Source organism: Streptomyces sp. NPDC020917 (assembly GCF_044333795.1).
GTDB lineage: Bacteria > Actinomycetota > Actinomycetes > Streptomycetales > Streptomycetaceae > Actinacidiphila.
In genome coordinates, this window is record NZ_JBIRRR010000003.1 from 512887 (window position 1) to 538613 (window position 25727).

At 68.8% G+C, this 25727-nt stretch carries 20 protein-coding genes; 12 read left to right on the forward strand and 8 right to left on the reverse strand.

What is annotated here, in order from left to right:
- Positions 1–72: 72 nt before the first annotated feature.
- From ACH4TG_RS09190 to ACH4TG_RS09220, 7 genes are all read left to right on the forward strand, one after another.
- A complete protein-coding gene (locus ACH4TG_RS09190; protein WP_398241535.1) occupies positions 73–873 on the forward strand; it encodes a FadR/GntR family transcriptional regulator in 801 nt (266 codons plus the stop codon).
- 41 nt (positions 874–914) lie between these two features.
- The gene (locus tag ACH4TG_RS09195) at positions 915–1727 is read left to right on the forward strand and encodes an ATP-binding cassette domain-containing protein (protein WP_398241536.1); all 813 of its coding nucleotides are present in this window, start codon (positions 915–917) and stop codon (positions 1725–1727) included.
- On the forward strand, positions 1724–2734 hold the full coding sequence (locus ACH4TG_RS09200; RefSeq protein ID WP_398241537.1) for an ABC transporter permease: 1011 nt from the start codon (positions 1724–1726) through the stop codon (positions 2732–2734). The genes ACH4TG_RS09195 and ACH4TG_RS09200 overlap by 4 nt, the downstream gene beginning before the upstream one ends.
- Before the next feature lie 160 nt (positions 2735–2894).
- Positions 2895–3941, forward strand: a complete 1047-nt coding sequence (locus tag ACH4TG_RS09205; RefSeq protein WP_398241538.1) for a substrate-binding domain-containing protein — start codon at positions 2895–2897, stop codon at positions 3939–3941.
- A gap of 135 nt (positions 3942–4076) precedes the next feature.
- The gene (locus ACH4TG_RS09210) at positions 4077–5279 is read left to right on the forward strand and encodes a mandelate racemase/muconate lactonizing enzyme family protein (protein WP_398241539.1); all 1203 of its coding nucleotides are present in this window, start codon (positions 4077–4079) and stop codon (positions 5277–5279) included.
- Between the two features lie 29 nt (positions 5280–5308).
- A complete protein-coding gene (locus ACH4TG_RS09215) occupies positions 5309–6214 on the forward strand; it encodes a fumarylacetoacetate hydrolase family protein (protein WP_398241540.1) in 906 nt (301 codons plus the stop codon).
- On the forward strand, positions 6211–7062 hold the full coding sequence (locus ACH4TG_RS09220) for an SMP-30/gluconolactonase/LRE family protein (protein WP_398241541.1): 852 nt from the start codon (positions 6211–6213) through the stop codon (positions 7060–7062). Before ACH4TG_RS09215 ends, ACH4TG_RS09220 begins: the two co-directional genes overlap by 4 nt.
- A gap of 216 nt (positions 7063–7278) precedes the next feature.
- Here the strand turns inward: ACH4TG_RS09220 and ACH4TG_RS09225 are convergent, their stop codons facing one another.
- From ACH4TG_RS09225 to ACH4TG_RS09250, 6 genes are all read right to left on the reverse strand, one after another.
- Positions 7279–9201: an alpha-L-fucosidase gene (locus tag ACH4TG_RS09225; protein ID WP_398241542.1), complete on the reverse strand. Its 1923-nt coding sequence runs from the start codon at positions 9199–9201 to the stop codon at positions 7279–7281.
- 194 nt (positions 9202–9395) lie between these two features.
- Positions 9396–10925, reverse strand: a complete 1530-nt coding sequence (locus tag ACH4TG_RS09230) for a sugar ABC transporter ATP-binding protein (RefSeq protein ID WP_398241543.1) — start codon at positions 10923–10925, stop codon at positions 9396–9398.
- Positions 10922–11977 carry an ABC transporter permease gene (locus ACH4TG_RS09235; protein ID WP_398241544.1) on the reverse strand — a complete coding sequence of 352 codons (1056 nt, stop codon included), beginning with the start codon at positions 11975–11977 and terminating at the stop codon, positions 10922–10924. Before ACH4TG_RS09235 ends, ACH4TG_RS09230 begins: the two co-directional genes overlap by 4 nt.
- Positions 11974–13062 (reverse strand): ABC transporter permease, encoded by a 1089-nt coding sequence (locus ACH4TG_RS09240; protein ID WP_398241545.1) that lies wholly within the window; start codon positions 13060–13062, stop codon positions 11974–11976. Before ACH4TG_RS09240 ends, ACH4TG_RS09235 begins: the two co-directional genes overlap by 4 nt.
- Entirely contained in the window at positions 13059–14147 is a 1089-nt protein-coding gene (locus ACH4TG_RS09245; protein WP_398241546.1) for a mandelate racemase/muconate lactonizing enzyme family protein, read from the reverse strand. Before ACH4TG_RS09245 ends, ACH4TG_RS09240 begins: the two co-directional genes overlap by 4 nt.
- Before the next feature lie 73 nt (positions 14148–14220).
- Entirely contained in the window at positions 14221–15291 is a 1071-nt protein-coding gene (locus ACH4TG_RS09250) for a sugar ABC transporter substrate-binding protein (RefSeq protein ID WP_398241547.1), read from the reverse strand.
- A gap of 326 nt (positions 15292–15617) precedes the next feature.
- Between ACH4TG_RS09250 and ACH4TG_RS09255 the strand changes: the two genes are divergently transcribed.
- A complete protein-coding gene (locus ACH4TG_RS09255; RefSeq protein ID WP_398241548.1) occupies positions 15618–16292 on the forward strand; it encodes a GntR family transcriptional regulator in 675 nt (224 codons plus the stop codon).
- Positions 16293–16395: 103 nt separating this feature from the next.
- Here ACH4TG_RS09255 and ACH4TG_RS09260 read toward each other — a convergent pair whose 3' ends face one another.
- Together ACH4TG_RS09260 and ACH4TG_RS09265 are read right to left on the reverse strand one after the other, a co-directional pair.
- On the reverse strand, positions 16396–19206 hold the full coding sequence (locus ACH4TG_RS09260; protein WP_398241549.1) for a galactosylceramidase: 2811 nt from the start codon (positions 19204–19206) through the stop codon (positions 16396–16398).
- 556 nt (positions 19207–19762) lie between these two features.
- The gene (locus ACH4TG_RS09265; protein ID WP_398241550.1) at positions 19763–20962 is read right to left on the reverse strand and encodes an ROK family protein; all 1200 of its coding nucleotides are present in this window, start codon (positions 20960–20962) and stop codon (positions 19763–19765) included.
- 165 nt (positions 20963–21127) lie between these two features.
- Between ACH4TG_RS09265 and ACH4TG_RS09270 the strand changes: the two genes are divergently transcribed.
- The 4 genes from ACH4TG_RS09270 to ACH4TG_RS09285 all read left to right on the forward strand — a co-directional run bounded on the left by ACH4TG_RS09270 (position 21128) and on the right by ACH4TG_RS09285 (position 25610).
- Positions 21128–22420: an ABC transporter substrate-binding protein gene (locus ACH4TG_RS09270; protein ID WP_398241551.1), complete on the forward strand. Its 1293-nt coding sequence runs from the start codon at positions 21128–21130 to the stop codon at positions 22418–22420.
- 143 nt (positions 22421–22563) lie between these two features.
- Complete coding sequence (locus tag ACH4TG_RS09275; protein WP_398241552.1) at positions 22564–23430, forward strand: carbohydrate ABC transporter permease; 867 nt, start codon at positions 22564–22566, stop codon at positions 23428–23430.
- The gene (locus ACH4TG_RS09280; RefSeq protein WP_398241553.1) at positions 23427–24251 is read left to right on the forward strand and encodes a carbohydrate ABC transporter permease; all 825 of its coding nucleotides are present in this window, start codon (positions 23427–23429) and stop codon (positions 24249–24251) included. Before ACH4TG_RS09275 ends, ACH4TG_RS09280 begins: the two co-directional genes overlap by 4 nt.
- 45 nt (positions 24252–24296) lie before the next feature.
- A complete protein-coding gene (locus tag ACH4TG_RS09285; protein ID WP_398241554.1) occupies positions 24297–25610 on the forward strand; it encodes a Gfo/Idh/MocA family protein in 1314 nt (437 codons plus the stop codon).
- Positions 25611–25727 lie beyond the last annotated feature (117 nt).

Genomic DNA, 25727 nt, shown 5'->3' on the forward strand with positions numbered 1-25727 from the left:
CGGCCGCTCGGGCAGAAGAACCTGTCAGTGGACGCTTGACGCTGCCGAACGGCGGCGAGTATACCTATCGGCATGACCGGTCTTACCAGTTCGCAGCCGAATGCTCCGCTCTCGGGTGCGGACGTCGCAGCGGCCATGGAAACGCGGTTGCTCTCGGGAGAATGGGGAGTCGGCACTCGGCTCCCGTCCGAGCGGCTGCTGGCCCTCGAGTACCAGGTGAGCCGCCCCGTGATCCGGGAGGCACTGCGGGCACTCCAGGAACGGGGCCTGATCACGGTCTCAGCGGGCCGTGGAAGTTTCGTCCGGGATCTTCGCCCGAGCAGCCACGGCGGCGATGCGACGCTACTCGCCCGCCGCGGCGAGGTGACGGCCCGGGACCTGGTCGTGGCCCGCGTCATGCTGGAGGGGCAGACCGCGGCGCTCGCCGCCCAGAACCGCACCGAGGACGACCTCACCGACATGCGCCGGATCCTCGCGGCGTTCGACCGGGAGAAGTCGCTCGCCGCGACCGCCGACCTGGACGTCGCCTTCCACGAGTCGATCGCCGTAGCCTCGCGGAACCCGGTCATCCAGTTGATGTTCGGGTCGATCCGGCCCCTGACCCACGGCGTCGTGCTCCGCAGTCTGACCGACCGCGCCGTACGCGGGATCGCGGTCCCGTTGCACGACGTGGTCTTCGAGGCGATCGCCGACCAGGACCCGGACGCCGCCCGCGCCGCGATGACCGACCACATCGAAACGGCCCAGCACTTCTACGGACCGGACCTGGACGCCCCGCTCACCGACGTCCTCATCCGGCGCGCCACCAGCAGCCCGGACCTCGCGGAGGTGCTGCGAACGCACCGCGCGATTCTCCCTGACCACAACGACTGAACGGCCGCCCCCGGAACCCGACCGAGAGGACACCGAGGTCAATGCCGCTTCTGGAAGTAGCAGACATCCGCAAGAGATTCGGCGGCGTGGAGGCATTGCGCGGCGTCAGTCTGACCATCGCCGATGGAGAGGTCGTCGGCCTCATGGGGGACAACGGTGCCGGCAAGTCGACCCTGATGAAGGTGCTCTGCGGAGCGATACGCCCCGACTCGGGCACCATCACCATGGCCGGCCGGCCTCTGTCGATGCGAAGCCCGCGGGACGCCACCGCGCACGGGATCTCGGTCGTCTACCAGGACTTGGCCCTGGTGAACCAGAGGGACGTGGCGACCAACGTGTTCCTCGGGCAAGAACCCCGACGCGGGTTCGTCGTGGACCGCCGCCGTATGCGCCGTGAGGCGCGCGCCGTTCTTGACGAGCTCAGCATCCGGATATCCTCCGTGCGCCTGCCGGTCGGCGGCCTGTCGGGCGGGCAGCGCCAGTGCATCGCCATCGCCCGGGCCGTCCACCAGGGCGGCAAGGTCGTCCTGCTCGACGAACCGACCGCCGCGTTGGGCCCCGAGCAGCAGGCGAACGTCCTGAAGCTGATCACGGGGCTCAGGGAGCGGGGAACCGCGGTCGTGGTGGTGAGCCACAACGTCGACCATGTGCTCGCCGTGGCCGACCGCGTGGTGGTGATGCGCGCCGGGCAGGTGCAGGGCATCCGCGACGTGCACTCCACGAGCGCGGCCGATGTCGTCGGTCTGATCCTTGGTGACACCGCCGCCGGCGCCGTTTCCCACATCCTCGGCCCGTCCACGGAGGCACCCACCGCATCCACGACGGGCACCAGTGCACCCAGGAGCGCCCAGTGACCGTCACCACTCCTGCCGTCGAGAGACAGGACCGCGACGCCGAATCGCGGATCATGCGCCGGATGCTCGGCGCCCACGAGTTCGGCGTCCTGGTAGCCACCACCGCCATCTTCCTTTACTGCGCGTTCTTCGTGAACAACTTCCTGACCAGTGAGAACCTGCTCTCGGTGGCGCAGCAGATCGCGTTCATCGGCATCATCGGCACTGGTATGACGCTGGTCGTCGTCGCCGGCGAGATCGACCTGTCGGTCGGCTCGCAGTACGGCCTACTGACCGTCGTGATGGCCCAGTCGCTGACCGACTGGTCGCTGCCGACGGGCGTGGCAGCCGCGGTCGTCATCGCCCTCGGTGCGGGCATCGGGTTGGTCCAGGGCCTGGTGACCACGGTCTTCCAGGTCCCGTCGTTCGTCGTGACCCTGGCGGGGCTGGCGATCCTCCGCGGCTTCGCCCTGTTGCTCACCGCCGGCGAGCCCGTCATGGCCAACGTCAGCAAGCAGTATCACGGCCTCGTCGGAGGCAGCAGCGTCGGATCTCTGGCGGCGCAGACGGTGTGGATGGCCGGCGTCATGCTGGTCCTCGGCTGGATGCTGAGCCGGACCAAGTTCGGTTACGACATATACGCCACCGGCGGCAACATGAAGGCCGCAGTCAACGCCGGTATCCGCGCGAACCGGGTCAAGGTTCTGTGCTTCAGCCTGACCGGCGCACTGTGCGGCCTGGCCGCCGTCGTTCTCGTCGGCTGGCTCGGCAGTGCCAACCCGCTGACGGGAAACGGCTTCGAACTGAGCGTCATCGCCGCGGTCGTCGTCGGCGGGGCGAGCCTCAGCGGCGGCGTGGGCAGCGTGACCGGGACACTGTTCGGCGCCCTGGTCGCCGGCCTCATCGCCAATGCCCTGGTGCTGCTCGGAGTCGACGGCAACTGGCAGCAGGTGGCCACCGGCGGGCTGATCCTCGCCGCGGTTCTGGTCAACCGGCTGGTCGCAACCCGTCAGACGGCGATGCGCTGACAGCGCCCCGCCCTCTCCTCACCTCCTGACGCGTCGGAACCGGATCCGGTCCCCGCGACGCGGGCACCACACTCCAGCACTCCCCCCTGGCCCCTTGTGCCCATTTTGCTCCGCTCTGTCCCGTCTCCGGAGCGGCCTTCCCCGAAGAGAGATGAGTTGGATGTCCGACACCACCTCGACCGGTCCCTCCGGCAGAATCAGTCGCCGGGGCATCCTCGGCGGCGGCCTCACCGTAGTCGCCGCGGGCGCGCTCTCCGCGTGCCAGCCCCACTCCTCGTCGGCTCAGGCCGGCGACGGCGGGGGATCGCAGAAGGGCAAGAAGGTCATCTTCGTCGTCCATGAGAAGAACAGCTTCTTCCCGCCTGTCCAGAAGGGTTTCGAGGCCTTCGGCAGCGCGATGGGGTGGCGGACCCAATTCATCGGCCCAGCCACATTCGATCAGTTGACCGTCGTCAACATGATGCAGAACGCGGTCAACGCCAAGCCGAACGGCCTCATTCTCACTCGCATCGACGACAAGTCCTACGACGGCGTCATCAAGTCGGCGCAGGCCGCCGACATCCCGGTCATCCTGTCAAATGTCGCCAGCAAGGACTACCAGAAGCTCGGCGTCGGCTTCGTGGGTCAGGACTTCGTTCCCGCCGGGGTCACCGCCGGGAACCAGATCCTCAAGCACATCACCAAGCACACCGGCCGCACCAGCGGTGCGATCGTCATCGGCAAGATCCAGGCCGGCAATTCGGCCCTCGAACAGCGAGGCGACGGCATCCGCCAGGCAGTGTCGGAATACAACGACACGCACGGGACGAAGTTCACCACCGAGGTCCTCATCGTCGGAACGGACGAGGCCGGGGCGGTTTCGAAGATCGACGGCCGCTACCGTCGCGACCCGCACTCTGTCGCGGGGTGGGCCGGCACGGCCTTCGAGTGCCAGTTCGTGGCCACGTGGGCCAAGAGCAAGAACCTCGTCGGCAAGTTCGCCAACGGCGGATTCGACATGACTGCCCCGGTACTGGCCGGGATCAAGGACGGCAGCATCGACTACACCATCGGCCAGAATCCCTGGGCCCAGGGCTGGGTCGCTGCGGCTCTGCTGGCCCAGCAGATAGACCCGGGTTACCCGTCCTTCACCTACGACACCGGAGCGGAAGTGGTCGACTCCTCCAACATCGCTGCGGTGAGCGCGCGCGAAGCGAAGGTCGCCTGATCACGGGAGGTAGGGCGCGTCGGTGGCACGGACCAGCGCAGCGACCGCTCAGCCGGCAGGCCGTCCTGCCCACTGTCTCTCGCGGGACGGGCACGTCTACGCCCTGACAGCGAATGAACGAAAGGCATGTCTCGCGTGCGAATCGTAGCCTTGGAAACCCTGCGACCCCGGTTCCAGAACAACTTGTGCGTCCTCGTGCTGCACACCGACGAGGGCGAAGTGGGCCTCGGTGACGCCTTCTTCCAGTCGGCCGCAGTCGAGGCCTATCTGCACAGCCATGTCGCGCCGCTGCTCCTCGGCCGGGAGGATCCGGCTCCCGAAGCGACCGCGACGCTACTCGCCCCCTACGTGGGATTCCAGGGTGGCGGCGTGGAAACACGCGCGAACGGCGCGGTTGACATCGCTCTGTGGGATCTGCTGGGCAAGCGAACCGGCAAGTCGGTCGCCAGGCTGCTCGGCGGCCCGGTCCGGGACAGCATCGACGTCTACAACACCTGTGCCGGCCCCGACTACATCCAGCGGACCTCGCGGCAGACCTCTTCCAACTGGGGGGAGTCGGCGGCCGGTGTCCACGAGGATCTGCGCGCGTTCCTCTCCAGCCCCGGTGCCCTGGCCAAGGAGCTCTACGAAGAGGGTCTGCGCGGCATGAAGATCTGGCCCTTCGACCGGGCGGCCGAAGCCTCGGCGGGTACCCGTATCCGTCCGCAGAATCTGAGCGCTGCCCTGGGCATCGTCAGCGAGATCCGCGAGGCCGTGGGCATGGACATGGACCTGATGATCGAGCTGCACGGCCTATGGTCGCGCCGGGCCGCAGTCGAGATCTGCCGCGCGCTCGAGCCGTTCAGGCCCTTCTGGGTCGAGGACCCGATCCGGCCGGACGCGACCGACTCGCTCGGCGCTCTGTGCGATGAAGTCGGCGTGCCGATCGCGCTCGGCGAGACGGCTGTGGGGCGTCGCGGCTTCCTCCCGCTGCTGCAGCAGGGCAAGATCTCCTACGCGACACTGGACGTGCAGTGGACCGGCGGGATCACCGAGGCCCGCAAGGTCGCCACCAGTGCGGACACCTTCGCGATACCCATCGCGCCGCACGACTGCACCGGCCCGATCACCCTGGCAGCGTGCTTCCATCTGTCGATGTCCCAGCCCAACGCCCTGTTCCAGGAGACCGTCCGCGCGTTTCTGCGGACGTGGTACCCCCGGATCGTCACCGGCCTGCCGCAGATCCGCGAGGGAAAGGCGATCACGTCCGACGAGCCCGGGCTGGGCGTACAACTCGTGGCGGAACTCCGCGACGGCGACGCGACCCGACGACGGGTCAGCCAGCTCGAAACCAGGTGAGCGTCCCGTACTTGAGACAAGGAGCCATGATGAGTTTTGTTCGTTGGCGCGCATCGGACGGGACGACGAAGGTCGGCCTCCGCGACAGTGAGCACCTCTACGAACTTCCGTTTCCCACCCTGGCGGAGCTACTTCACCACACGGTCGCCGACATCCGGCGGGTCGCGGAGGAGGCCGTGTCGAGCGGGCTCCGCGTGGATCCCGCTGAAGTGCGGCTGCTCGCGCCGATCGATGGCCGTACCGAGGTGTGGGGCGCCGGAGTCACCTACCAGCACTCGCGAGAGGCCCGGGCCGAGGAATCCGGTTTCGAGAAGGTCTACCTGGACGTCTACGACGCCGAGCGACCCGAGCTGTTCTTCAAGTCCGCCGCCTGGCGTGTGCTCACCGACGGTGATCCCGGTGGCCTGCACCCGGACTGCACCGATCCGGTGTGCGAACCGGAACTGGCACTGGTCCTGAACCGGCACGCGGAGATCGTGGGTGCGCTCGTATGCAACGACCTCACGTCGCGCAGCATCGAGGCCGTGAACCCGATCTATCTGCCGCAGGCGAAGATGTTCCCGGGCAGCTGCCAGCTGTCCACCTCGATCGTGCCGTGGTGGACGATCGGCAATCCCGAGGACCTGCTCATCACGATGACCGTCCATCGGGGTTCCGAGACCGTGTTCTCCGGCGAGGCCAGAACTTCCTCCATGAAACGCGGCTATGCCGAACTGGTCCACTGGCTGTTCCGAGGTGAGCTGTTCCCCGACGGCGCCGTCCTGACCACCGGAACCGGCATCGTGCCCCCGCTCGGCGAGGGACTGCGGCCAGGGGACCGGGCCACCGTCACCATCGACCAGGTCGGGGTGCTGTCCAGCGTCATGACGGACGACCGGAGCGTGTTCGAAGGGCTGCTCAATGTCACCGACGAGCCGATCAGCGAGGGTCCGTGAAGCCTATCGAAGCCGAGCAGTTCACACGGAGCCTGACCCATCACGGCGAGGGGCCGGTCTGGCTCGGCCGCCATGGACTCGCGGTGATGGACATGCTGGCCGGCGACGTGGTCCTGGTCGACAACAACGGAGCGGAGACGCGTCGCGAGCACCTCGGTGAGGTGGTCGCCGCACTACGGCCACGCCACGATGGCGGATTCGTGGCGGGCCTGGAACGCGGGTTCTGTCTTCTCGACGACTGCTTCGCCGTGACCAGGACGGTCACGTGCTGGACCGATCCGAGCGTGCGTATGAACGATGGAGCCTGCGATCCCCTGGGCCGGTTCTGGTGCGGCTCGATGGCCTACGACCTCACTCCGGGCGCCGGGGCGCTGTGGCGCCTCGATGCAGAGGGGAGCGCCGTCAAGGTGATCGCGGACATCGGCTGCTCCAACGGGCTGGCCTGGACGCGGGCCGGAGCACGGGCCTACTACGTGGACAGCCTGACCGGCAGGGTCGACTTCCTCGAACTCGGCCCGGACGGCAGGGTTGTCGATCGCCAGCCGTTCGCGGACGCCGCTGGCGAGGGATTCCCGGACGGCATCGCCGTGGACCTGGCCGACGGAGTATGGCTCGCGCTGTTCGGCTCAGGACGGCTGGTGCACTTCGATCGCACGGGACGACGCGATGCCGAGATAGCGGTTCCGGCCAGACAGGTCACTGCCTGCACGTTCGCGGGCCCGGACTACTCCGAGCTCTTCATCACCACCTCGCGCTTCGGGCTGGGAGACCCGGAAGCCGCCGCGGGTGCCGTGTTCAAAGCGAAACCTGACGTGGGTGGCTTCGCGCCCCACGCCTTCGGCGGATAGCCGTCCTGACATGGAGCGGTGGCGCTGATGTCCCCGCACTTGTTGTCGTCCAGCCGGTGTATCACCAGATCGCCGGGACCAGCCCGCGGCGCTGGCCATGCTGGGTCTCGCAAAAGCGAGCCCGCTCCCCGGCGGCAACAGGCCGGGGAGCGGGTACGCGTGCCACCGGGCGTGTGGAGCGTTATGGCCCCCCTCGGCCGCCCTCCGCGCGTCGGGTCAGCGGGCGTAGACCTCGACTTCGGCCAGCGACAGCGGCGTCGCGTCCGCCTCCAGTTGGACCCGCACGTAGCGGCCGCGGCCGTTGAGGTCCACGGGGCGGACGTCGCCGTTCGGGCCGTCGATCCGGACGGCTGTGACGCCCGGCGCGGTGCGTGAGGCAGTCAGGTCCGCGGAGGTGAACTCGTTGTCGGAGGCCATCACCCAGAAATTGCTCAGCCGCAGGTTGTACGGCGTGTCCGTGCGGTTGTAGACCCACACCTGGCCGATGTCGGTCGACGCTCCCAGGTCGACCTGCCACCAGGCCTGGTTCGCCGTCTCCGACGTGTGGGTGACACTGCCGTCGGTGTAGGTGCCGTCGGTGTTGCCGTCGACCGCGCGCTCGGGCACACCGCCGTACGCGATCGAGTGCTGCTGCACGGGCTTGCCCTTGGCGAGGTTCGCGGTCTTGGGCTTGACGATCTCCCACGACAGCGCCTTACGGGTCACGTACTCCGAGGTCATGGCATGGGCGACGGTGAGCTTGATGCACAGGTCCGGTCCCGGCTTGGTGATCCCGGTGAGGTCCAGCAGCAGATCGCCGTTGGTGTCCTCTGTGAACGGCACGCGCCGGCCGTCGATGGTGACCGCTGCGCTCACCTTGGCGTTGAGGGCGGGAAGCCGGACGTTGAAGCCGACCAGATCGCCGAGGATGTGCACGTTGACCGTCGTACCGCGGTACGTCGCGCCGCCCACACCGCTGCGGGACGGGTACGGTCCGCCGCGCGTGCCGATGATCGCGGCGCTGTAGGTGCTCATCCACCGGCCGACCTGTTTCAGGGTCGTGGTGACGTCGTCCTCCAGGTAACCGGTGCTGGTCGGCGGCACGTTGAGCAGCAGGTTGCCGTCGTTGCCGGCGGACTGGACGAGCATCTGGACGACCGTCGGGTAGTCGGACGCCGGGTGGTTCGGCTGCCAGGCCCAGCTCCCCGGGGTGATGGTGATGCAGGACTCCCACGGCCGGATCGCGTTGAAGGCTCCGACGTACCCCTCGGGATTGGTGTAGTCCGCGGCCAGGGTGTCGGGCAAGGACTGGAAGCCCATGGTGTTGTAGCCGCGGTCGTTGACCAGGATGCCCTGCTGGAGCCCCCGCGGAACCGTGTTGAGCAAGGGCGGCCGGAATACCGCCATGTCCGTGTAGGGCATGTGGTCGTACCAGAGGAAGTCGACCTTCCCGTACTGCGTGAGCAACTGCTGGAGGTGCTCCATCATGTAGGTGAAGTAGGTGCTGTAGTCGCCCTTCGCGTAGTCGGGCTGGGTCCAGTCCCGCGGGGAGTAGTAGACACCGAATTTGAGGCCGGCCTTCCGGGCCGCGTGCGCGATCTCCCGCGTCAGGTCACGTCCGGATCTGCCGAGCGGTGTGTCGGCGAAGTCGGAGTAGAACGAGCGGGCCACGTTGGTCGCGCGGAAGTTCGGATACCCGTCGTGGTGCTTGGTGGTGAAGACGAGGTAGGTCATTCCGGCGGCCTTGGCGGTGGCGGCCAGCTTGGTCGCCCAGTCCGGCTCGGGCAGGAAGCTGCGGTACGCCGCGTCGTACACCGGGTCGGCCTTCACCGACGGGTCCTGGTACTGGTTGCCCGGCCCCTCGCCGGGACGGTAGGCGTTGCGCCCCCAGCTGATCTCCCGGCCGAGCAGCGACGACGGGTTGAAGTGCACGAACATGCCGAAGCGCAGCGAGGCCAGCACGTTGCCGGCGTTCGTCGGGTCCAGTCCGGCGGCGTGGGCTGCCGCCGCCTGCTGGGTACCGCTCTGCGCCCAGGCGGGGGAACCGGCGACGACCGGCACGGCGGCGGCAGCAGCCATGGTCGCCAGCAGCCCGCGGCGGCTGAACCCCGCGGGTCCGTTCGCGTCCGCTCCGGCACCGGTGGTGGGTGTGTGCGACATCTGACTCCTTCGATCGATGGGTGGTCAATCGCGGGGCATTAACGGTGATCCCGGTCGCTGCGCGGACGGCAGAAGACCGGAACCGGGGGGATGAGCAGCGGCGTTGACGGCGGTGCGGTCGAACGATCAGTGCGGTGGCGCCGGGTTTCTCGGTGGTGGCGGGTTGCGGCGGAGTGGGGCACCCGCCGGTGGTGTCATGCCGCCGGTCGTTCGGTCCTGTGGACCAGGGCGATCACGGCCTGGCTGATCCCCGTGTAGTCGTGGGTGTTGGGCACGGTTCCGGTGACGTGGAAGTCGCGCATGACGACGATGCGGTCGGCGAGGGTGACCATCTCCGGCAGGTCGCTGGTGATGAGCAGGATCGCCATGCCGTCGGCGGCGAGCTGCCAGATCACCTGGTGGAAAGCGGCCTTGGTGCGGACGTCGATGCCGACGGTCGGCTCGTCGATGATGAGGATCTCCGTGCGGGCGGCCAGCCACTTGGCCAGGCTCACCTTCTGCTGGTTCCCGCCTGACAGTTGTCCCGCGAGTTGCCCGACGCCGACGACCTTGATGCCCAGCCGCCCGATGTACTCCTCGGCCAGGGCGCGTTCGCGGGTTCGGGGGACGTAGCCCAGTGCCCGGCGGATGCGCTGCCAGACGGTGACCGCGATGTTCATGGTCAGCGGCTGGTCGAGGAACAGGCCCTCTTCCTTACGGTTCTCCGGGACGTAGCCGATGCGGTGGCTGTTCAGCGCCTGGCCGACGCTGCCGATGCGTACCGCACGCCCGCCGACGCGGACCTGTCCTGAGGTGATCCGGTCCAGTCCAAGGACGGCCTTCGCCAGTTCTGTCCGGCCGGCTCCCACCAGGCCGTAGAGACCCACGATCTCGCCCTTGCGGACGTCGAGGCTGATGTCGTGGTGCCCCGAGGCGGTCGACAGGGCGTCGAGTTCCAGGACGGGTGCGGACTGCCGGTCGAAGGAGCGCGCGGGGAAGTCGGCCTGCTGGTGGCTCCGGCCGACCATGAGGTCGACGACCTCGCTGCGGCTGTGCGCGGCCAGCGGGGCCGCTTCCAGCACCGACGCGCCGTCGCGCAGCACCGTGACGGTGTCGGCGACCGCGAAGACCTCCTCGAGTTTGTGGCTGACCAGCAGGATCGACGTTCCCTGGTCGCGCAGGCGCCGGATGACCGCCAGGAGCCGGTCGGTCTCGGCCAGGGTCAGGGCCGAGGTCGGTTCGTCCAGCAGCAGGACCGTGTTCTCCACCAGGAGGGCCTTGGCGATCTCGACGAGCTGGGACTGGGCGACCGACAGGTCCTTCACGGGGGTGTCGACGTCCAGTTCGAGGCCGATCAGGTCCAGGCAGCGGCGGGCACGGCTGCGCATCTCCTCGCGGTCGACCAGGCCGCGCCGGCTCGGCGTGCGATGGAGGGTGATGTTCTCCGCGACGGAGAAGCCGGGGACGAGGTTGCGTTCCTGGTGGACGACGCCGATGCCGGCGGCGACCGCGTCGTGCGGCGAGTGCAGGGACAGCTCCCGGCCGCCCAGCGTGAGGGTTCCCCCGTCCGGACGGTGCACACCGGTGAGGACCTTGATCAGGGTGGACTTGCCCGCGCCGTTCTCCCCGAGGAGGGCGTGGACCGACCCGGCCGCCATGCGCAGGGTCGCGCCGTCCAGCGCACGGACCCCGGGGAACCGCTTGACCAGGCGGTCGGCGACGAGGACGGGTTCGGCTGCGGTCACGACGGGCTCCCGGTGGTGGGCTGCGGTGCTCGGGCGGGCGAGCTCTTGGCCGCGCGATCGTGCAGCGTCTCGCGGACGCGTCCCAGGACCACGGTGCCCAGAACCACGGCTCCGACGGTGAAGTTGACCCAGCTCGGGTCGAGTGAGTACTGGGCGCGGGCCACGTCGACCAGGCGCACGACGAACGCGGCCAGGACGGTCCCGAGCACGGAGACCGCGCCGCCGGCCAGAGCGGTGCCGCCGATGATGGCGGCCGCGAAGCTCGGGAGCAGCCAGTCGCCGCCGATGCTGGTGTTCACGCCCGGTGCCGAGGCCGTGGTCAGGACGGCGGCGATGCCGACGATGAGACCGGACAGGCCGTGTGCCACGACGAGGGAGCGTTCGTTGGAGATCCCCGACAACCTCGCGGCCAGCGGATTGCCGCCGCTGGCGAGCAGCCTGCGCCCGGCGGTGACGCGGCGCAGGAAGAACGCGACGGCCGCAGCGGTCGCGAGTGCGACGAGGAAGATCGCCGGGACGTGCCACACGCTCGCCGATCCGAACCGGGTCAGGGTGCTGCCGGGGACCCCGATCGTCCGTGTCCCGGCGACCTTGTACTGGAGGCCGCCGAGGATCGTCATGGCGGCCAGCGTGACGATGAACCCGTTGATCCGGGTGGCGACCACGAGCAGGCCGTTGACCGCTCCGATCGCCGCGCCTCCGGCCAGGGCGACGACCACCGCGAGCACGGTGGGGGCGCCGTGGTCGGCCATCAGCGAGCCGATCGACACCGACAGGAAGCCGCCGAGCGCGCCCACCGCGAGGTTCATCTGGCCGACGGCGAGGACGACGAGCTGGGCGAGGCCGATCAGGATCGGCACGGTGAGGTAGACCAGCACGCCCTGGATCGCGTTGCCGTGCAGCAGGCCGCCGTGCGACCCGGCGACGAGAGCGGCGTATCCGAGGACGCCCACGGCGGCGAGGGTCGCCTCCGTGGAGCGGGCGAGCCCGGTGAGCGTGCCGCCGAGAGGCCGGCGTCGTACGTCCGCGGGGGAAGCCGTGGGTGAGTTCACGACGATGCCACCGTCCTCTTCGTCGAGACCGCGGTGCGGATCCGGTCGGTGGACAGCGCGACCAGCAGGATCACACCCAGGTAGATGTTGAGGTTCTCCAGTCCCGTGCCGAGTGTCGTAAGCCCCTGGCGGATCACCTGGACCAGCGAGGTGCCCAGCAGCGTCCCGACGACGGACACGACGCCGCCGGTGAGGAGCGTGCCGCCGAGGACCGGTCCCAGGAACGACGGGATCATGAACTCGCTGCCGATCCCGGCGGTGAACGACCCGGAGGCCACGGCGAGCATGAACCCGGCCAGACCGGCGAGCGTTCCGGACAGCGCGTGCGCGGTGACCACCCGGCGCCGGGTGGGGATCCCGGACAGTTCGGCCGCGGTGATGTTGGAGCCCACGAGCAGCAGTTCACGGCCCTGTCGGGTGCGGCTGTACAGGTAGCCGACCAGCACCATGGCGACGACGGTGAACAGCAGCAGTTGGGGGACGGCGGGCGAGCCGCAGAGGTTGCCCGCGCACAGGTCCGCCATCGAGTAGTCGCGCAGTGCTTCCATGCCGGCCGGCTTGGCGGTGAAGGCCGCGCCGGTGGCGAACTGCGCGTAGACCAGGGAGACCAGGCCGAGCAGGGCGAAGTCCATGGCCAGGGTCACCACGAACGAGTTGACCCCGGTCACCGCGATGATCCAGCCGGTGAGCGCACCGATGGCCGCGCCGGCGGCGAGGCCCACGGCCAGCCCGGCGTAGAGCGGAAGGTGCCAGTCCTGGTAGGCCAGGCCCATGAACATCGCGGAGAACGCGGCCATCCGGCCGACCGCGAGGTTCATGTGGCCGACGGACAGCACGGCCAGCTGCGCCAGGCCGACCACGGTCAGGGTCGCGATGTCCCGCAGCATCGGGAAGACGACGAGTTGCTGGTCCAGGAAGGCTCCGCGCAGCGAGGCGAACAGGGCGATCAGGGCGGCGATCACCACGAGCAGGCACACGCGTTGGGCGAATCCGGCGGAGCGGCCGAACGCGCGCGGTGACCGACCGGGGCGCGAGGCCCCGTCCTGGGAGACGTCTTCACCGCCTCGGGCACGAAGCGTGGTCATGCCGTCCTCCGGTCGTCGATCGCGTCGCGGTTCCAGTCGATGCCGAGGCCCGGCGCGTCCGGCGCGACGGCGTGCCCGTCCTCGATCCGCAACTGGCCGTGGGTGACCGCGCGGAGCTGGGGGATGTGTTCGACGTAGCGGCCGTTGGGGATGGCTGCGACCAGGCTGACGTGCAGTTCCATCAGGAAGTGCGGGCAGACGTGGACGTTGAACGTCTCGGCGAGGTGGGCGACCTTCAGCCAGGGGGTAATGCCGCCGACCCGTGCCACGTCGACCTGCACCACGGATGCGGCGCCTCGTGCCAGGTAGTCGCGGAACTGGGCGGCGGAGTACAGGGATTCGCCGACCGCCACCGGGATCGTCGTCGAACGGGCCAGGGCCACGTGGCCGGAGACGTCGTCGGCGGGGAGCGGTTCCTCGAACCAGGCCAGACCGAGCGGTTCGAAGGCCGCGGCCCGCCGCCGGGCTTCGGCATGCGTCATCGACTGGTTCGCGTCGACCATGATGTCCAGGCCGGGCCCCACGGCGTCGCGGACCGCGGCGAGGCGTTCGACGTCCTGGTCGACCCGCTCCTTTCCGACCTTCAGCTTCACGCCCGGCCATCCGGCGGCCCGCGAGGCCAGGGCTCCGCTCACCAGTTCCTCGGTGGACAGGTGCAGCCAGCCGCCCTCGGTGTCGTAGAGCGGCACGCTCCTGCGGAAACCGCCCGCCAGCTGCCACAGCGGTTCACCGGCCCGCTTGCACCGCAGGTCCCACAGGGCCGTGTCGACCGCCGCCAGCGCCAGCGAGGTGATCGCGCCGACCGTCGTCGCGCGGGTGGAGGCGAACAGGTCGGTCCACAGGCGCTCGACGAGGGTGGCGTCGGCGCCGATGAGGTGCGGCAGCAGGTGTTCACGCAGTAGGGCGAGCACCGAGGAGCCGCCGGTCCCGATGGTGTAGGAGTAGCCGGTGGCGGTGCAGCCGTCGTCGGTCGTCAGGTCGACGAAGACGGTCTCCTGCTTCACGAACGCCTGGACGGCGTCGGTGCGCAGCGTCTCCACTTCGATGTCGACCAGGCTGGCCGTCGCTTCGACGATCTTGGGCATGATGGGCGGTCCTCGGTTCGGTGGGCTCGGGCCGGGTCCGGCACCGGTCGGCCGGACGGCGGGGCGTCGCGGATCAGGAGCAGGACAGGACGCTGGTCTTGAACTGCTCGAGCAGCGCCTTGGTCTTGGCCTGCCGCTCGGTGTCGTACGTGGCGACGTTGGCGCTGGTCACGACGAACGAACCGGAGTCGATCTCCACCCCCGGGTCACGGTCGGTGCAGGTCCTGCTCTGCAGCTCCGCCAGCGCCCAACTGCCCACGTATGCCTGGCCGACCGGGTTCTGGGTGACGGTCGCGGCGACCGAACCGTCCTTGATGCCCGCGATGATCTTCGGATCGTCGTCGATGGCCACGACCTTGATCGGCAGATGGGCGGACCTGACGCCCGCCGCGGCGGCCACGGCCGGGTTGTAGGCGGTCGTGACGATCCCGTTGATCTGGTTGCCGTGGGCGGTCAGCAGGTCGGACACCGCCTTCTGCGCCGTCTGCAGGTCCTTGTCGATGTCGGTGACCGTGGTCAGGAGCTTGACCTTGCCGCCGGTCTCCGCGACGGCCTTCTTCACGCCGTCGATCCGGCGCTGCGTGTTGGAGTCGACGTTGTTGCCGGTGAGATGGACCAGGGTGCCGTGGCCGCCCATCGCCGCGATGGTTGCCTTGGCGGCCTTGTACGCCGCGACCTGCACGTCCGTCGACAGGCAGAAGTCGGCCTTGTCCGTGTCACCGGCCGGGCACGAGCCCAGTGAGGCCACCGCGAAGCCCTTCGACTTGAGGTCGGCGAACGTCGAGTTGATGTCGGTCGGCGACACGCCGAACACGCCGAACGCGTTGTAGCCCTGCGCGGCCATGGTCGTCAGGAGGCCGTTCTGCTTGTTCTGGTCCCACTCGGCCGTCTCGTTGAACTTCACGTCGCCGAGGCCGAATTCGGCCTTCGCCTTGGCTCCGGCGGCGGTCCACGACTGGAAGTAGGGGTGGGCCCCGCCGGGTACCAGCGCGACCTTGACGTCGGCCAGGGACGTCTTCGCCGAGGAGGTGGAGGTGCCGCCCGCCGGCGTCGCCCCCCTCGTGCTGCAGCCCGTGAGCGCCGCCGCGAGCACGACGGACACTCCCAGGGCGATCCGGGCGCGCCGGGAGACGGGTCGCTTCATGTGAGCCCTCCACGAGGAGACGGATCCTATATTTTCCCGAGAGTGTGGCCGCGACGAGGCAAGGGGTCAAGAGTCCTGACGGAACGAGTTCCGGACCGTGTGTGTCCGAGCAGGGAGGCCGTGCTACGCCTACTTTGCGGCGACTTCCGCTCAGGCCGCCTTGGTGGCAAGGCGGCGGGGTCCGCTCTACCGGTGGCCGAGCGACTGGTACATGACCCTGGCGAACCGCCGCGTATCGTATAGGATCGCGCTGTGCCATCCTGGCGTTCCGTTAACAGCAATCACGAATGGGAAGCGTCTTGACGTCAGCACCGCGGCGGCCGGGCTTGACCGACACGGTCTACGAGGCCATCCGGAAGCGCCTCGTGTACCAGGAGATCGGCCCCGGCGCGAAGATCAACATCAACGGGCTCGCCGCCGAACTGGACGTCTCACCGACGCCCGTCCGCGAGGCGCTGGCGCGCCTGGAAGCCGAGGGCCTGGTACTCAAGCGGCCGATGGCCGGCTACAGCGCGGCGCCCCTGATGAGTGAGGCGGATTTCGAGGCGCTCTTCGAGATGCGGCTGCTCCTGGAACCCGCCGCCGCGTCCTTGGCCGCCGAGCGCATCAGCACCGGGAGTCTGGAAGTCCTGGACGAGCACCTCCACGAGATGCGCGGAGCCCAGCACGGTGTGAGTCGGGACATGCGCCTGCTCTTCGTCCAGCAGGACGCGCTGTTCCACCAGCAGATCGCCGCATCGGCCGGCAACGCGCTGATGGCCGACACCCTGGAGCGCTTCCACGCCCACACCCACCTGTACCGCCTCTACTTCCGCGACGGCATCACGGAGACGACGTGCCAGGAGCACGAGCGCATCGTGGAGGCACTGCGGGCGGCGGATCCGGACATCGCCGCGGCGGCGATGCGCAGCCATCTGCGACGTGCCCAGCAGCGCCTCCTGCCGGCGGTCCGGAGCATGGGACGCGAGACGCCCGGAGGTTCCCGGGCAGAGGCCCCCTAGGGTCGTCCCGGCAAGGATCCGGCGCTGCCGGGGCCGTCCGATGCCGGGATGGCATCGGACGGCCTGTGGGCGTGAGTTCGCCGTGGTGGTGATCCGGCCTGGGTCAGCCGGTCTTGGGCATGAGCACGTGGACGGGTGCGGTGGGCTCGGAGAGCAGGCCGGTCACGGGGTCGAGGCCGACCGCGGTGAGCACTGCCTGGCCGGGCTGGAGCTGCGTGTCACAGCGCCAGTTCCCGTTCCGGTCGGTGCGGTGGTTGACGCAGACCGGCGTGCCCGAGGCGGAAACGGTGATCAGCTCGCCGGCGGGGGCGGTGCCCTCGATCCACACCTGCCCGGGGTGGAGGGTCGCCCCGTCCGTCGGGGTGGTGACGGCCGGCGCCGGGATTGATTTGCCGGGGGTGCTGACCTGCGCCGACGCGACGGAGGCGAAGGCGCCACTGGACGCGGGGTTCTTGGTGCCGGTGACGGTCACCGTCAGGGTGTGCTGCTTGGACGGGTCGAGGCCGGTGCGGGTGAACACCGAGGCCAGGGTGCTGGCGGCGCTGTAGAGGTCGACAGGCGTGGGGTTCTGGCCGTCCACGGACACGTTGACGATGCCGTTGCTGGGGTTGGTGATGGACTGCAGGCTGACCCTGTCGCCCTGGAAGGTCAGCGTCGCATGGTCGCCGGTGGTGTTGTTCCAGGTGTTGCCGCCGCCGGACTGCCAGGTGCCGCTGTACTGCCACTGGTTGACCGCGGCGCCGGTGGTGCCGTAGCCGATGTCCGTCACGGTCTCCGGGTTGTGGGTGCCTGACGGCAGTTCCACCGGGACCGCCAGGTCGGTGAGGGTGCTGACCTTGAGGTTGTCGTACTGCTCTCCGGCGAGGTAGCCGCTGGCGACGAGGCCGATCTTGCCCGCGGACAAGGTGGTGTCGGTGGCGGAGCCGACCGTGGTCCCGTCGACGGAGGCGAAGATCTGCGAACCGTCGAAGGTCAGGGCCAGGTTGTGCCAGGTGTTCAGCCCGGCGGCCGACGGAAGGGTCCCGGTGGTCAGCGGCGCCGCGGCCTTGCCGGAGCCGTCGGCGACGTTGATCGACCACGTGCCGGTGTCGCTGAGGGTCAGGGAGTAGTAGTGGACGTGCGAGGGGTCTTCCATGGTGCCGCCGAGGTTGCTCTGGCGGCCGAGGATCCCGACCGAGCCGGGCTGGGCGTTACGGACGTCGGCGGACACCTGGTAGTTGCTCCAGCTCTGGCCGCCGCCCACCGTGTAGGGGTACGGCGTCTGGATGTTGCCCTGCCACTCCAGCGGCTTGGCCGGGGTGTCGAGCTGGAGGCAGTTGCCGGTGCGGCCGGCGCACGGCTCGACGGTGAACGCGCCTTCCATGGTGGCGAGATAGCGGGCCTGCTGGCCGCGCGTGCCGGCGGTGAAGGAGTCGGAGTAGGGCAGCGGCAGCGGCTTGCTCGCCGGCACCGCGCTGTTCCCCTTGTGCTGCCCGGTCGTGGTGGTGAAGGTGTAGATGTGGTCGGGCTGCAGGGTCGCCGTCACGGTGCCGTTCGCGTCGGGCACGAGGTCCTGGCCGTGCACGAACCACTGCGAACGGTCGCCGGTGACCAGGTTGGTGCTCCACACGTGCACCGCGTGGGTGGACAGTCCCCCGCTGACGTTGAGCGTGACGGTCTGCGGGCCGGTGGCCCTGGTCGTCTCGACGACGGAACTCCAGTCCTTGCCGTCGGGCGACTTCAACGACACGTAGCTGCCGACCTTGTCAGACGTCTGGCCGGCCAGGTAGCCGCTGGCACCGTCGAGGTACTGCCAGCCGGGCTGCACGAACTGGGTCGTGTGGGCGGTGACCCAGGTCGACAGGCCGACGTCGTAATGGCCCGACCACGGCTCGTTGGCCATCACCAGGCCCTGGTCGGCGAAGCCGACGTCGGTGTAGGCCGAGGCGACCAGGGGCCAGTTGATCGTCGCGGTCATCCGGCCGTCGACGTAGTCGATGTTGTTCGCCCGCGCCATCGGCAGCCCGCCGGCGCTGTAGCTCATCGAGCCCTGCTCGCTGGCCCACAGCGGCGTGCCCAGTGCCTGCGCGGCCGCCGAAGACGGGCAGTGCGTCTCGACGTTCGGGTACTGGGAGATCGGCGTGGGGCCGTTCCACCCGCAGGGGTAGTGCTCGCCGATGACCGAGACGGCCTTGGCGAAGTCCGCGTCCTTCGCCATGGCGCCGCTGACGTCGGAGAACGAGCTCACCTGGTCCGCGGCCACCAGCTTGACCGAGGAGAAGCCATGCTGGTCCAGGGAGGCCCGCAGGTCCTTCCACCAGGCCGCGTTCCAACCACCCTTCTCGTTCCAGCCGCCCATGTAGGAGAAGTTCAGGCCGTGTTGCTTGGCGCAGCCGAGCCAGTCGTCGATGTACTGGATCCCGTTCTGCGAGTACATGCTGGAGCCCACCCAGCCGGGTGCGGCCCAGGTCAGCGCGGAGAGCTTGATGTGCGGGTTGCGCTTCACCGCCTCCTTCGCGAGCCAGAACTCGTAGCCCGCGTCGCAGTTGATCACCCCGCGGGTCTCCTCGACGGTCTGCTCGGCGCCGGAGGTGGTGTTCCCGTCGCCGCTGGTCTCGACCTTCAGGATCTGCAGGTTGGCGCCGTAGCCGGGCTTGAACAGGTAGTCCAGGATCGCGTTGCGCTGCGCGACCGGATAGTCGGTCAGCAGCCGGGTGTTGCCACCGCCACCGCTGATCGCGCCGATCCCGTCGAAGGTCCGGCCGCCGTCCTGCCCGTCCACCGCGATCGACGTGCCCGGCAGATCATTTGACGCCGCGCCGGCCGGGGCCGGGACCATCAGGACCGCGGCGGCCAGGAACACGGCCAGGAGGTTGGCAAGGGCGATGAGGCGGTTCCCTCCGCCCGTAATTCGTCGTTCTCTGTGCGCATGCATGGGCATGCCTCCTTGAAGATGACGTCCTCGTCGGGAGGACCGCATCTGGTCAGGTGGGGGGATGTCAGACATTCAGAAAAGTAAAACAAACTTGAACGAACTAATGTCACCAGATTCGCTCAGGCAGCCTGACGGTAGGCAGGCATGCGCGGTGCGTCAAGGGTTCGCACACGTAACGTGCAATCGTGATGTTCACTGAGCCAGTGACCCGGAGCGCTGCCACCGGGATGCCCGGGCCGATGGTGACGTGTGCGCGGTCGGCTTCGTTCGGCAACTTGCCTGCGTGAGCTGCGTATTGCGTGCGGTGAGGGTGACTGCGGTCCCGGTTTGCGTCACGGGACAGCAGCGGCGCAATGGTGCAACAGGTTGCATCTTCATGCACGGAAACCTTTGTCCGGACGCACGGATGAGCAAGGGAGATCCCGGGTAGTACCCCCACGAGGCATGGGCAGCCCACCTCCGGGATCCCTGGTGTGGTACCACCGGGGCGATCGTTGTGTTCGAATCTGTGAGTGTGCGCGGGCTCGGGCGATCGGCTCGGAATAGCGCGGCGTTGTCAGGGCGTCGAGAACAGGTCCGACTCGACCGCGTCCAGTGCCAGGCGCACGGCGCCGAGTGCCACGTTCTCGTCGCCCAGTCTGGAGGCGACGATGTCGGGAGCCAGCGGGCACAGCAGGCGCACGTGGCGGCGTACCGGTTCGAGGAGTTGGTCACCGGTGCGCGACAGGCCGCCGCCGACGACGACGAGTTCCGGGTCCACGGACAGCGTCATCGTCGCCACGCCTTTGGCGAGGGCCGCGGCGAAGCTCTCGACGAGCGCCGCGGCTTCACGATCGCCGGCTCGGGCCGCGGTGAAGGCGTGCTCGACCGGGTCTCCACCCGGGTGATGGGGGAAGCTCTGGTACGCCTCGGCCCAGCCGAGCAGGTCGAGCATGCCGATCTCGCCGGCCATGCCGTGGCGCCCGCGGTGCGGGCGACCCCCGATCAGGATGCCGGCTCCCATGCGGCGGCCGGCGTGCACGTAGACGACGTCATCCACGTTCGAGGCCGTGCCGCACCAGTGTTCGGCGATCCCGGCCAAGGTGATGTCGTTCTCGACTCGCACGTGGGTCCGCGCCGGCCTCGGAAGCAGGCGTGCCGCGGCGGCGCGCAGGTCCATGCCGTCCCAGCCGGGCAGAGCCACCGAGCGCACCACCGTCCCGTCGGGCGAGACGATGCCGGTCGTGCCGATGACGGTGGACAGCAGGGGGACCGCGCCCCTGCCTGAGGGTGTGACTTCCCCGGCTTGACCGGTGCTCCGCTGCCGCGCTCTGGCGGCCTTCCCCGCGTCCGCGAGCGCGACCGCGATGGCCTCCCCCGCGGCGTGCAGCCGCTGCGTCGCGGCCATCTCCGGATCGACCGCCTGCCGTGACGTCCCGACCACCTTCCCGCTCAAGTCGGCGACCGTCGCCAGGACTTTGTGCGCGCCGATGTCGACGCCGAGGACGTGCCCGGCCTCGGAGTGGAACCGGAAGCGACGCGCCGGCCGGCCGACGGTGCGGCGCGCCTCCGGGTCCGGGAACACCTCGGCGGCCCAACCCTGCGACAGCAGTTCCGTCATGACCTCCTCGCAGGTCGGACGGGACAGCCTGGAGATCCTGGACAGCTCGGTCAGCGTCACCGCTTCCGCGCTGTGCAAGTGCTTGAGCAGGGCAGCCGAGTTCAGACGGCGCAGTGCAGCCGTGTCGCCGCCCAGGAAGGCCCCGGTCCCAGTCATCCGATGTTTTCCCCTCTGACCCCTTGACGGGAGCTGTTGGCCAGCACTACAAACACCACCAGCACAGAATTATTAAAAGACCCTCCTTAAAAAATCGCAAGCAGTGGCCTCCGCCGATCGCTCACAGCTGGCCCCGGGCTCGCCCGGGCGAGAGAGGGAACACAGATGCGCAAGAGACTCCTGGGCGCCGCGGCGCTCGCCGCAGCGCTCGCGCTGAGCGCCTGTACGGCCGGCAGCTCGCCGAAACCGTCCGGCGCGGCCAAGGGCGATGTCACCCTGACCTTCCTGACCTTCGAGACGCCCAACCTGACCGCCAAGTACTGGGACGACGCGATAGCCCGCGCCTCGGCCAAGGTGCCCGGCGTGACCATCCGCAAGTTGGTCGCCCCGTCCGTCGACCGCACCGGCTACGCCAAGCAGCTCGCCGCGTCCGGACAGCTTCCGGACATCATGATCGGAGTCTCGCCCAACGGCTTCGCGCAGGCCGGGCAGCTGGCGCCCTGGACGGACCAGGAACTGACGGACTTCATCTCGCCGCACTCCAACCCGATCAACGGAAAGATCTACCAGCTTCCCTACAACACGCAGCCGACGCCGCTCGTGTACTACAACAAGTCCGACTTCGCAGCCGCCGGGATCGCCGCGCCGCCGAAGACCTACCAGGAACTGCTCGACGACTGCGCCAAGTTGAAGGCCAAGGGTGTCAACCCGTTCGTGGTCGGCGGCGGCGGCAAGGACACCTGGGCCGACATGTACCCGCTGATCGCCACGGTGGCCACCGACACCTACCGGCAGACCCCCGACTGGCTGTCGCAGAGGGCCGCGGGCAAGGTGAAGTTCACCGATCCGCGGTTCGTCAAGGCCGCACAGAAGGTACGCGACCTGGCCAAGAACGGCTATATCGACCGCGCCGGACTGTCCCGCTCCTATGCCGACGACGAACAGGCCTTCCGCGACAACAAGGGTGCGATGTACCCGATGGGCTCGTGGTTCGCGGTCTCGGCCGACTCCAAGAAGCCGAACTTCGACGTCGGCGTGTTCGCCTGGCCCTCCGACGACGGCTCGCTCGCCCTCCCCGCCTACACCGGCGGAGGCATGAGCGTCTCGTCCAAGGCATCGAACGTCGCACTGGCCAAGAAGTGGGCCCTGGCGTTCATGCTCGACAAGCAGACACTGGACGCCGGCGTGAAGACCGACGGCTCGATCATCGCGCTCAAGGACTACACCCCACCGACCGACATGGGGCCGGTCTACCAGCAGACCGTCGACCTGTACCAGAACGCGGTGAAGCAGCACGCCGTCGTCAACGCCTTCTCCATCGAGACCGGTGACGGCTCGCTGCCGGCCGGCGTCCCCGACAAGGCGGCAGCCGGTGTCGCCGACCTGATCAACGGCAAGATGTCGGCGTCCGCCTTCGCTTCGTTCCTTGACAGCGAATGGGCCAAGGCGACCCAGTGAGAGCCGAACCGGTCACCGAGAGCGCGGTGGCGCCGCCCCCGGGCGCCACCGCCGCGGGGGAACCCGTCACAGGCGGCACCCGAACGGGGCGCGGGAACAGCCGGGGCGGCCGCGGAGCGGGAGCACCGCAGAGCGGACGCCTGGTGAAGCTCGGGCACTTCCTGACCTTCGGCGCCCCCGGCCTGATCGCCTACCTGCTGTTCGTACTCGTACCGATCGCCATGACGATCAGTGCCAGCTTCACCAACCGCAATCCCGCGAACCCGCCGACCAAGTGGGTGGGGTTCCGCAACTACACCCGCCTGTTCAGTGACACGGACTTCACGGGCGCGCTGAAGAACACGGTGATCGTCACCGTCATCGTGACCGTCGCGGCCAACGTCCTCGGGCTGCTCATCGCGCAGTTGCTCGACCGGCGCGGCTGGCTCTACAACGCGCTGCGCAGCGTCTTCTTCACTCCGGTCGTGCTGTCCTCGGTCGTCGTCTCCGTGATCTGGCAGGCGGTCCTCCAGGACGACGGCCTGCTCAACTCCGCGCTGAAGTCGCTGGGTTGGCACCATCCGCCGGGTTGGCTGTCGGATCCCGATCTCGCCCTGTACTCCGTGGCCTTCATCATCACCTGGCAGATGCTCGGCTTCTGCGTCGTGGTCTACCTCGCCGGCCTTGCGGGCGTCCCGGCGGACCTGCACGAGGCCGCCTCCCTGGACGGCGCCGGCCGCATCGCGCGGTTCCGCAACGTCACCTGGCCGATGCTGGCCCCGGCGCTGACCATCAACACGGTCATGCTGCTCATCACCGGTTTCAAGGCGTACGACCAGATCCAGGTGATCACCAACGGAGGCCCGGGCAACGGCACCACCGCCACCGTCGCCTTCCAGGTCGTGCAGACCACCTTCACGGGCAACCACATCGGTTACGGCGCGGCCATGGCGACCACGATGCTGATCATCATCGCCGCGATCTCCGTCGTCGCCCTGCGCTTCCTCCAGAGGCGGGAGGTCACCCTGTGAAGGCCCACGCCTGGTTCCGCCCGATCGCCGCCACGTTCGTCACCGCGGTGTTCTTCCTGCCCCTGTACGTCGTACTCGTCAACGTGTTCAAGAAGGGCTCGGACATCACCGCGCACCCGGTGAGCCTGCCGATCCCGCCGGACCTCACGTCGATCAGGAACGTGCTGGACCGGCCCGACCACCTGTTCTGGTACGGCCTGATCAACAGCGTCGAGATCACCGCGGTCTCGATCACCGTCCTCACGCTGTTCTCGGCCATGCTCGGCCACTACCTGGCGCGCTCGAAGTCGCCGTGGGCCAAGGCCACTCTGGCAGTCCTGCTGTGCGGACTGATGATCCCGCAGGCGGTGATCCTGGAGCCGGTCACCGAGGTACTGCGCCACCTCGGCCTGATGACGACCGTGCCCGGCATGGTGCTCACCAATGCCGGCTACTACGTCCCGTTCGGCGTGTTCGTCTTCATGGGCTTCGTCAAGACCATCCCCATCGAGCTGGAAGAGGCGGCGGCGCTCGACGGTGCCGGGCGCTTCCGCACGTTCTGGCGGATCGTCTTCCCCCTGTTGCGCCCGGCCTCGGCCAGCGTGCTGATCTTCCTTGGCGTATGGGTGTGGAACGACTTCCTCAACCCACTGATCATCCTGGGACCGGCCAGCGGCACCACCGTGACCGTCGGCATCTACCGGGCGATCGGCGAGCACCAGAGCGACTTCGGACAGGTCTTCGCCCTGATGTTCCTCGCCACCGTGCCGATCCTCGCCTTCTACCTGGCTTTCCAACGCCACTTCGTCAAAGGCCTGACCGGCGGCGCCACCAAGGGCTGAGCCGCTCGACGCCCGGTCGTACCGCATTCTCCTGGGAGCACACTCTTGAACCCCATCACCGGCTGCGCGCCGGACCAGTTCATCAACGGCGCCTCGACGGCACCGATGGACCGTCCCCTGACGTTCGCCGTGCTCGGGGCCGGCGCCCGCGGCTCGGCCTACGCCGACCTCGCGCTCAAGCGTCCCGGACAGGCCGAGGTGGTCGCCGTCGCCGAGCCCCGCGAGAAGGTACGTGCGGCGTTCGCCGCCCGTCACGGCCTCGGGCCCGAATTCTGTTTCGCCGACTGGCGCCAATTGCTGGATCGGCCGCGCATCGCGGACGTCGCCGTGGTCGCGGTCCAGGACGCCGAACACCGCGAAGCGGCCGTCGCCTTGGCCGAACTCGGCTATCAGTTGCTGCTGGAGAAGCCGATGGCGACGACGGAGGAGGACTGTGACGCGATCGCCGAAGCCGCGCGCCGCGGCGGGGTGGCGCTGGCGCTCTGCCACGTCATGCGGTACACGCCCTACACCGTCAAGCTCAAGGAGTTGCTGCAGGCCGGCGCCGTCGGGGACGTCGTGTCCTTGGAGCACCTGGAGCCCATCGGCTACTACCACTTCGCGCACTCGTTCGTGCGCGGAAACTGGCGGCGCGAGGACGAGTCGTCACCGCTGCTGCTGGCCAAGTCCTGCCACGACATCGACTGGATCTGCGACCTTGTCGGGCAGCGGGTGTCCCGGGTGTCGTCGTTCGGCTCCCTCACGCACTTCCGGGCCGAAGCCGCTCCGGAAGGGGCCACGGATCGCTGCGTCACCTGCCCGCTCCAGGACACGTGCGCGTACTCGGCGGCAACGGTGTACCGCGAGGGCCTGCGCAAAGGCGGCACCAAGCAGTACTTCACGCACATCGCGGCCGCCGGGGAACTGACCGAGAGCGCCGTGACCGCCGCGCTGACCGACGGTCCCTACGGCAGGTGCGTGTACCGGAGCGACAACGACGTCGTGGACCACCAGGTCGTGGGCCTGGAGTTCGAGGGCGGGGTCACCGCCTCCTTCACGCTCACCGCGTTCACCCCGCTGGAGAACCGCCACACGAAGATCTTCGGCACGCGCGGCCAGATCACCGGCGACGGCCGCCACATCGAGGTCTACGACTTCCGCAGCGAGACCCGCACCATCCACGACACGTCCCTGGACGGCTCCGCCGCCGCCGAGGGGCATGCCGGCGGCGACGAGGCGATGTTCAACGCCTTCGTCGACGCGCTGCACTCAGGCCGCCCCGACCTGATCGTCTCCGGTATCGAGACCAGCCTGGCCAGCCACCGTGTCGTGTTCGCTGCCGAGCGCGCCCGCAAGAACAGGACGGTGGTCGAGCTGTAACGGCACGGGGGCGTTGCAGGCGTTCAGCACCGCCCGGTTCCCCTCACGGGACGCACCACCGGTACCACCACGCACAGACCACTCATCATCGAGAGGAAGCGTCATGGCACCTCCAGC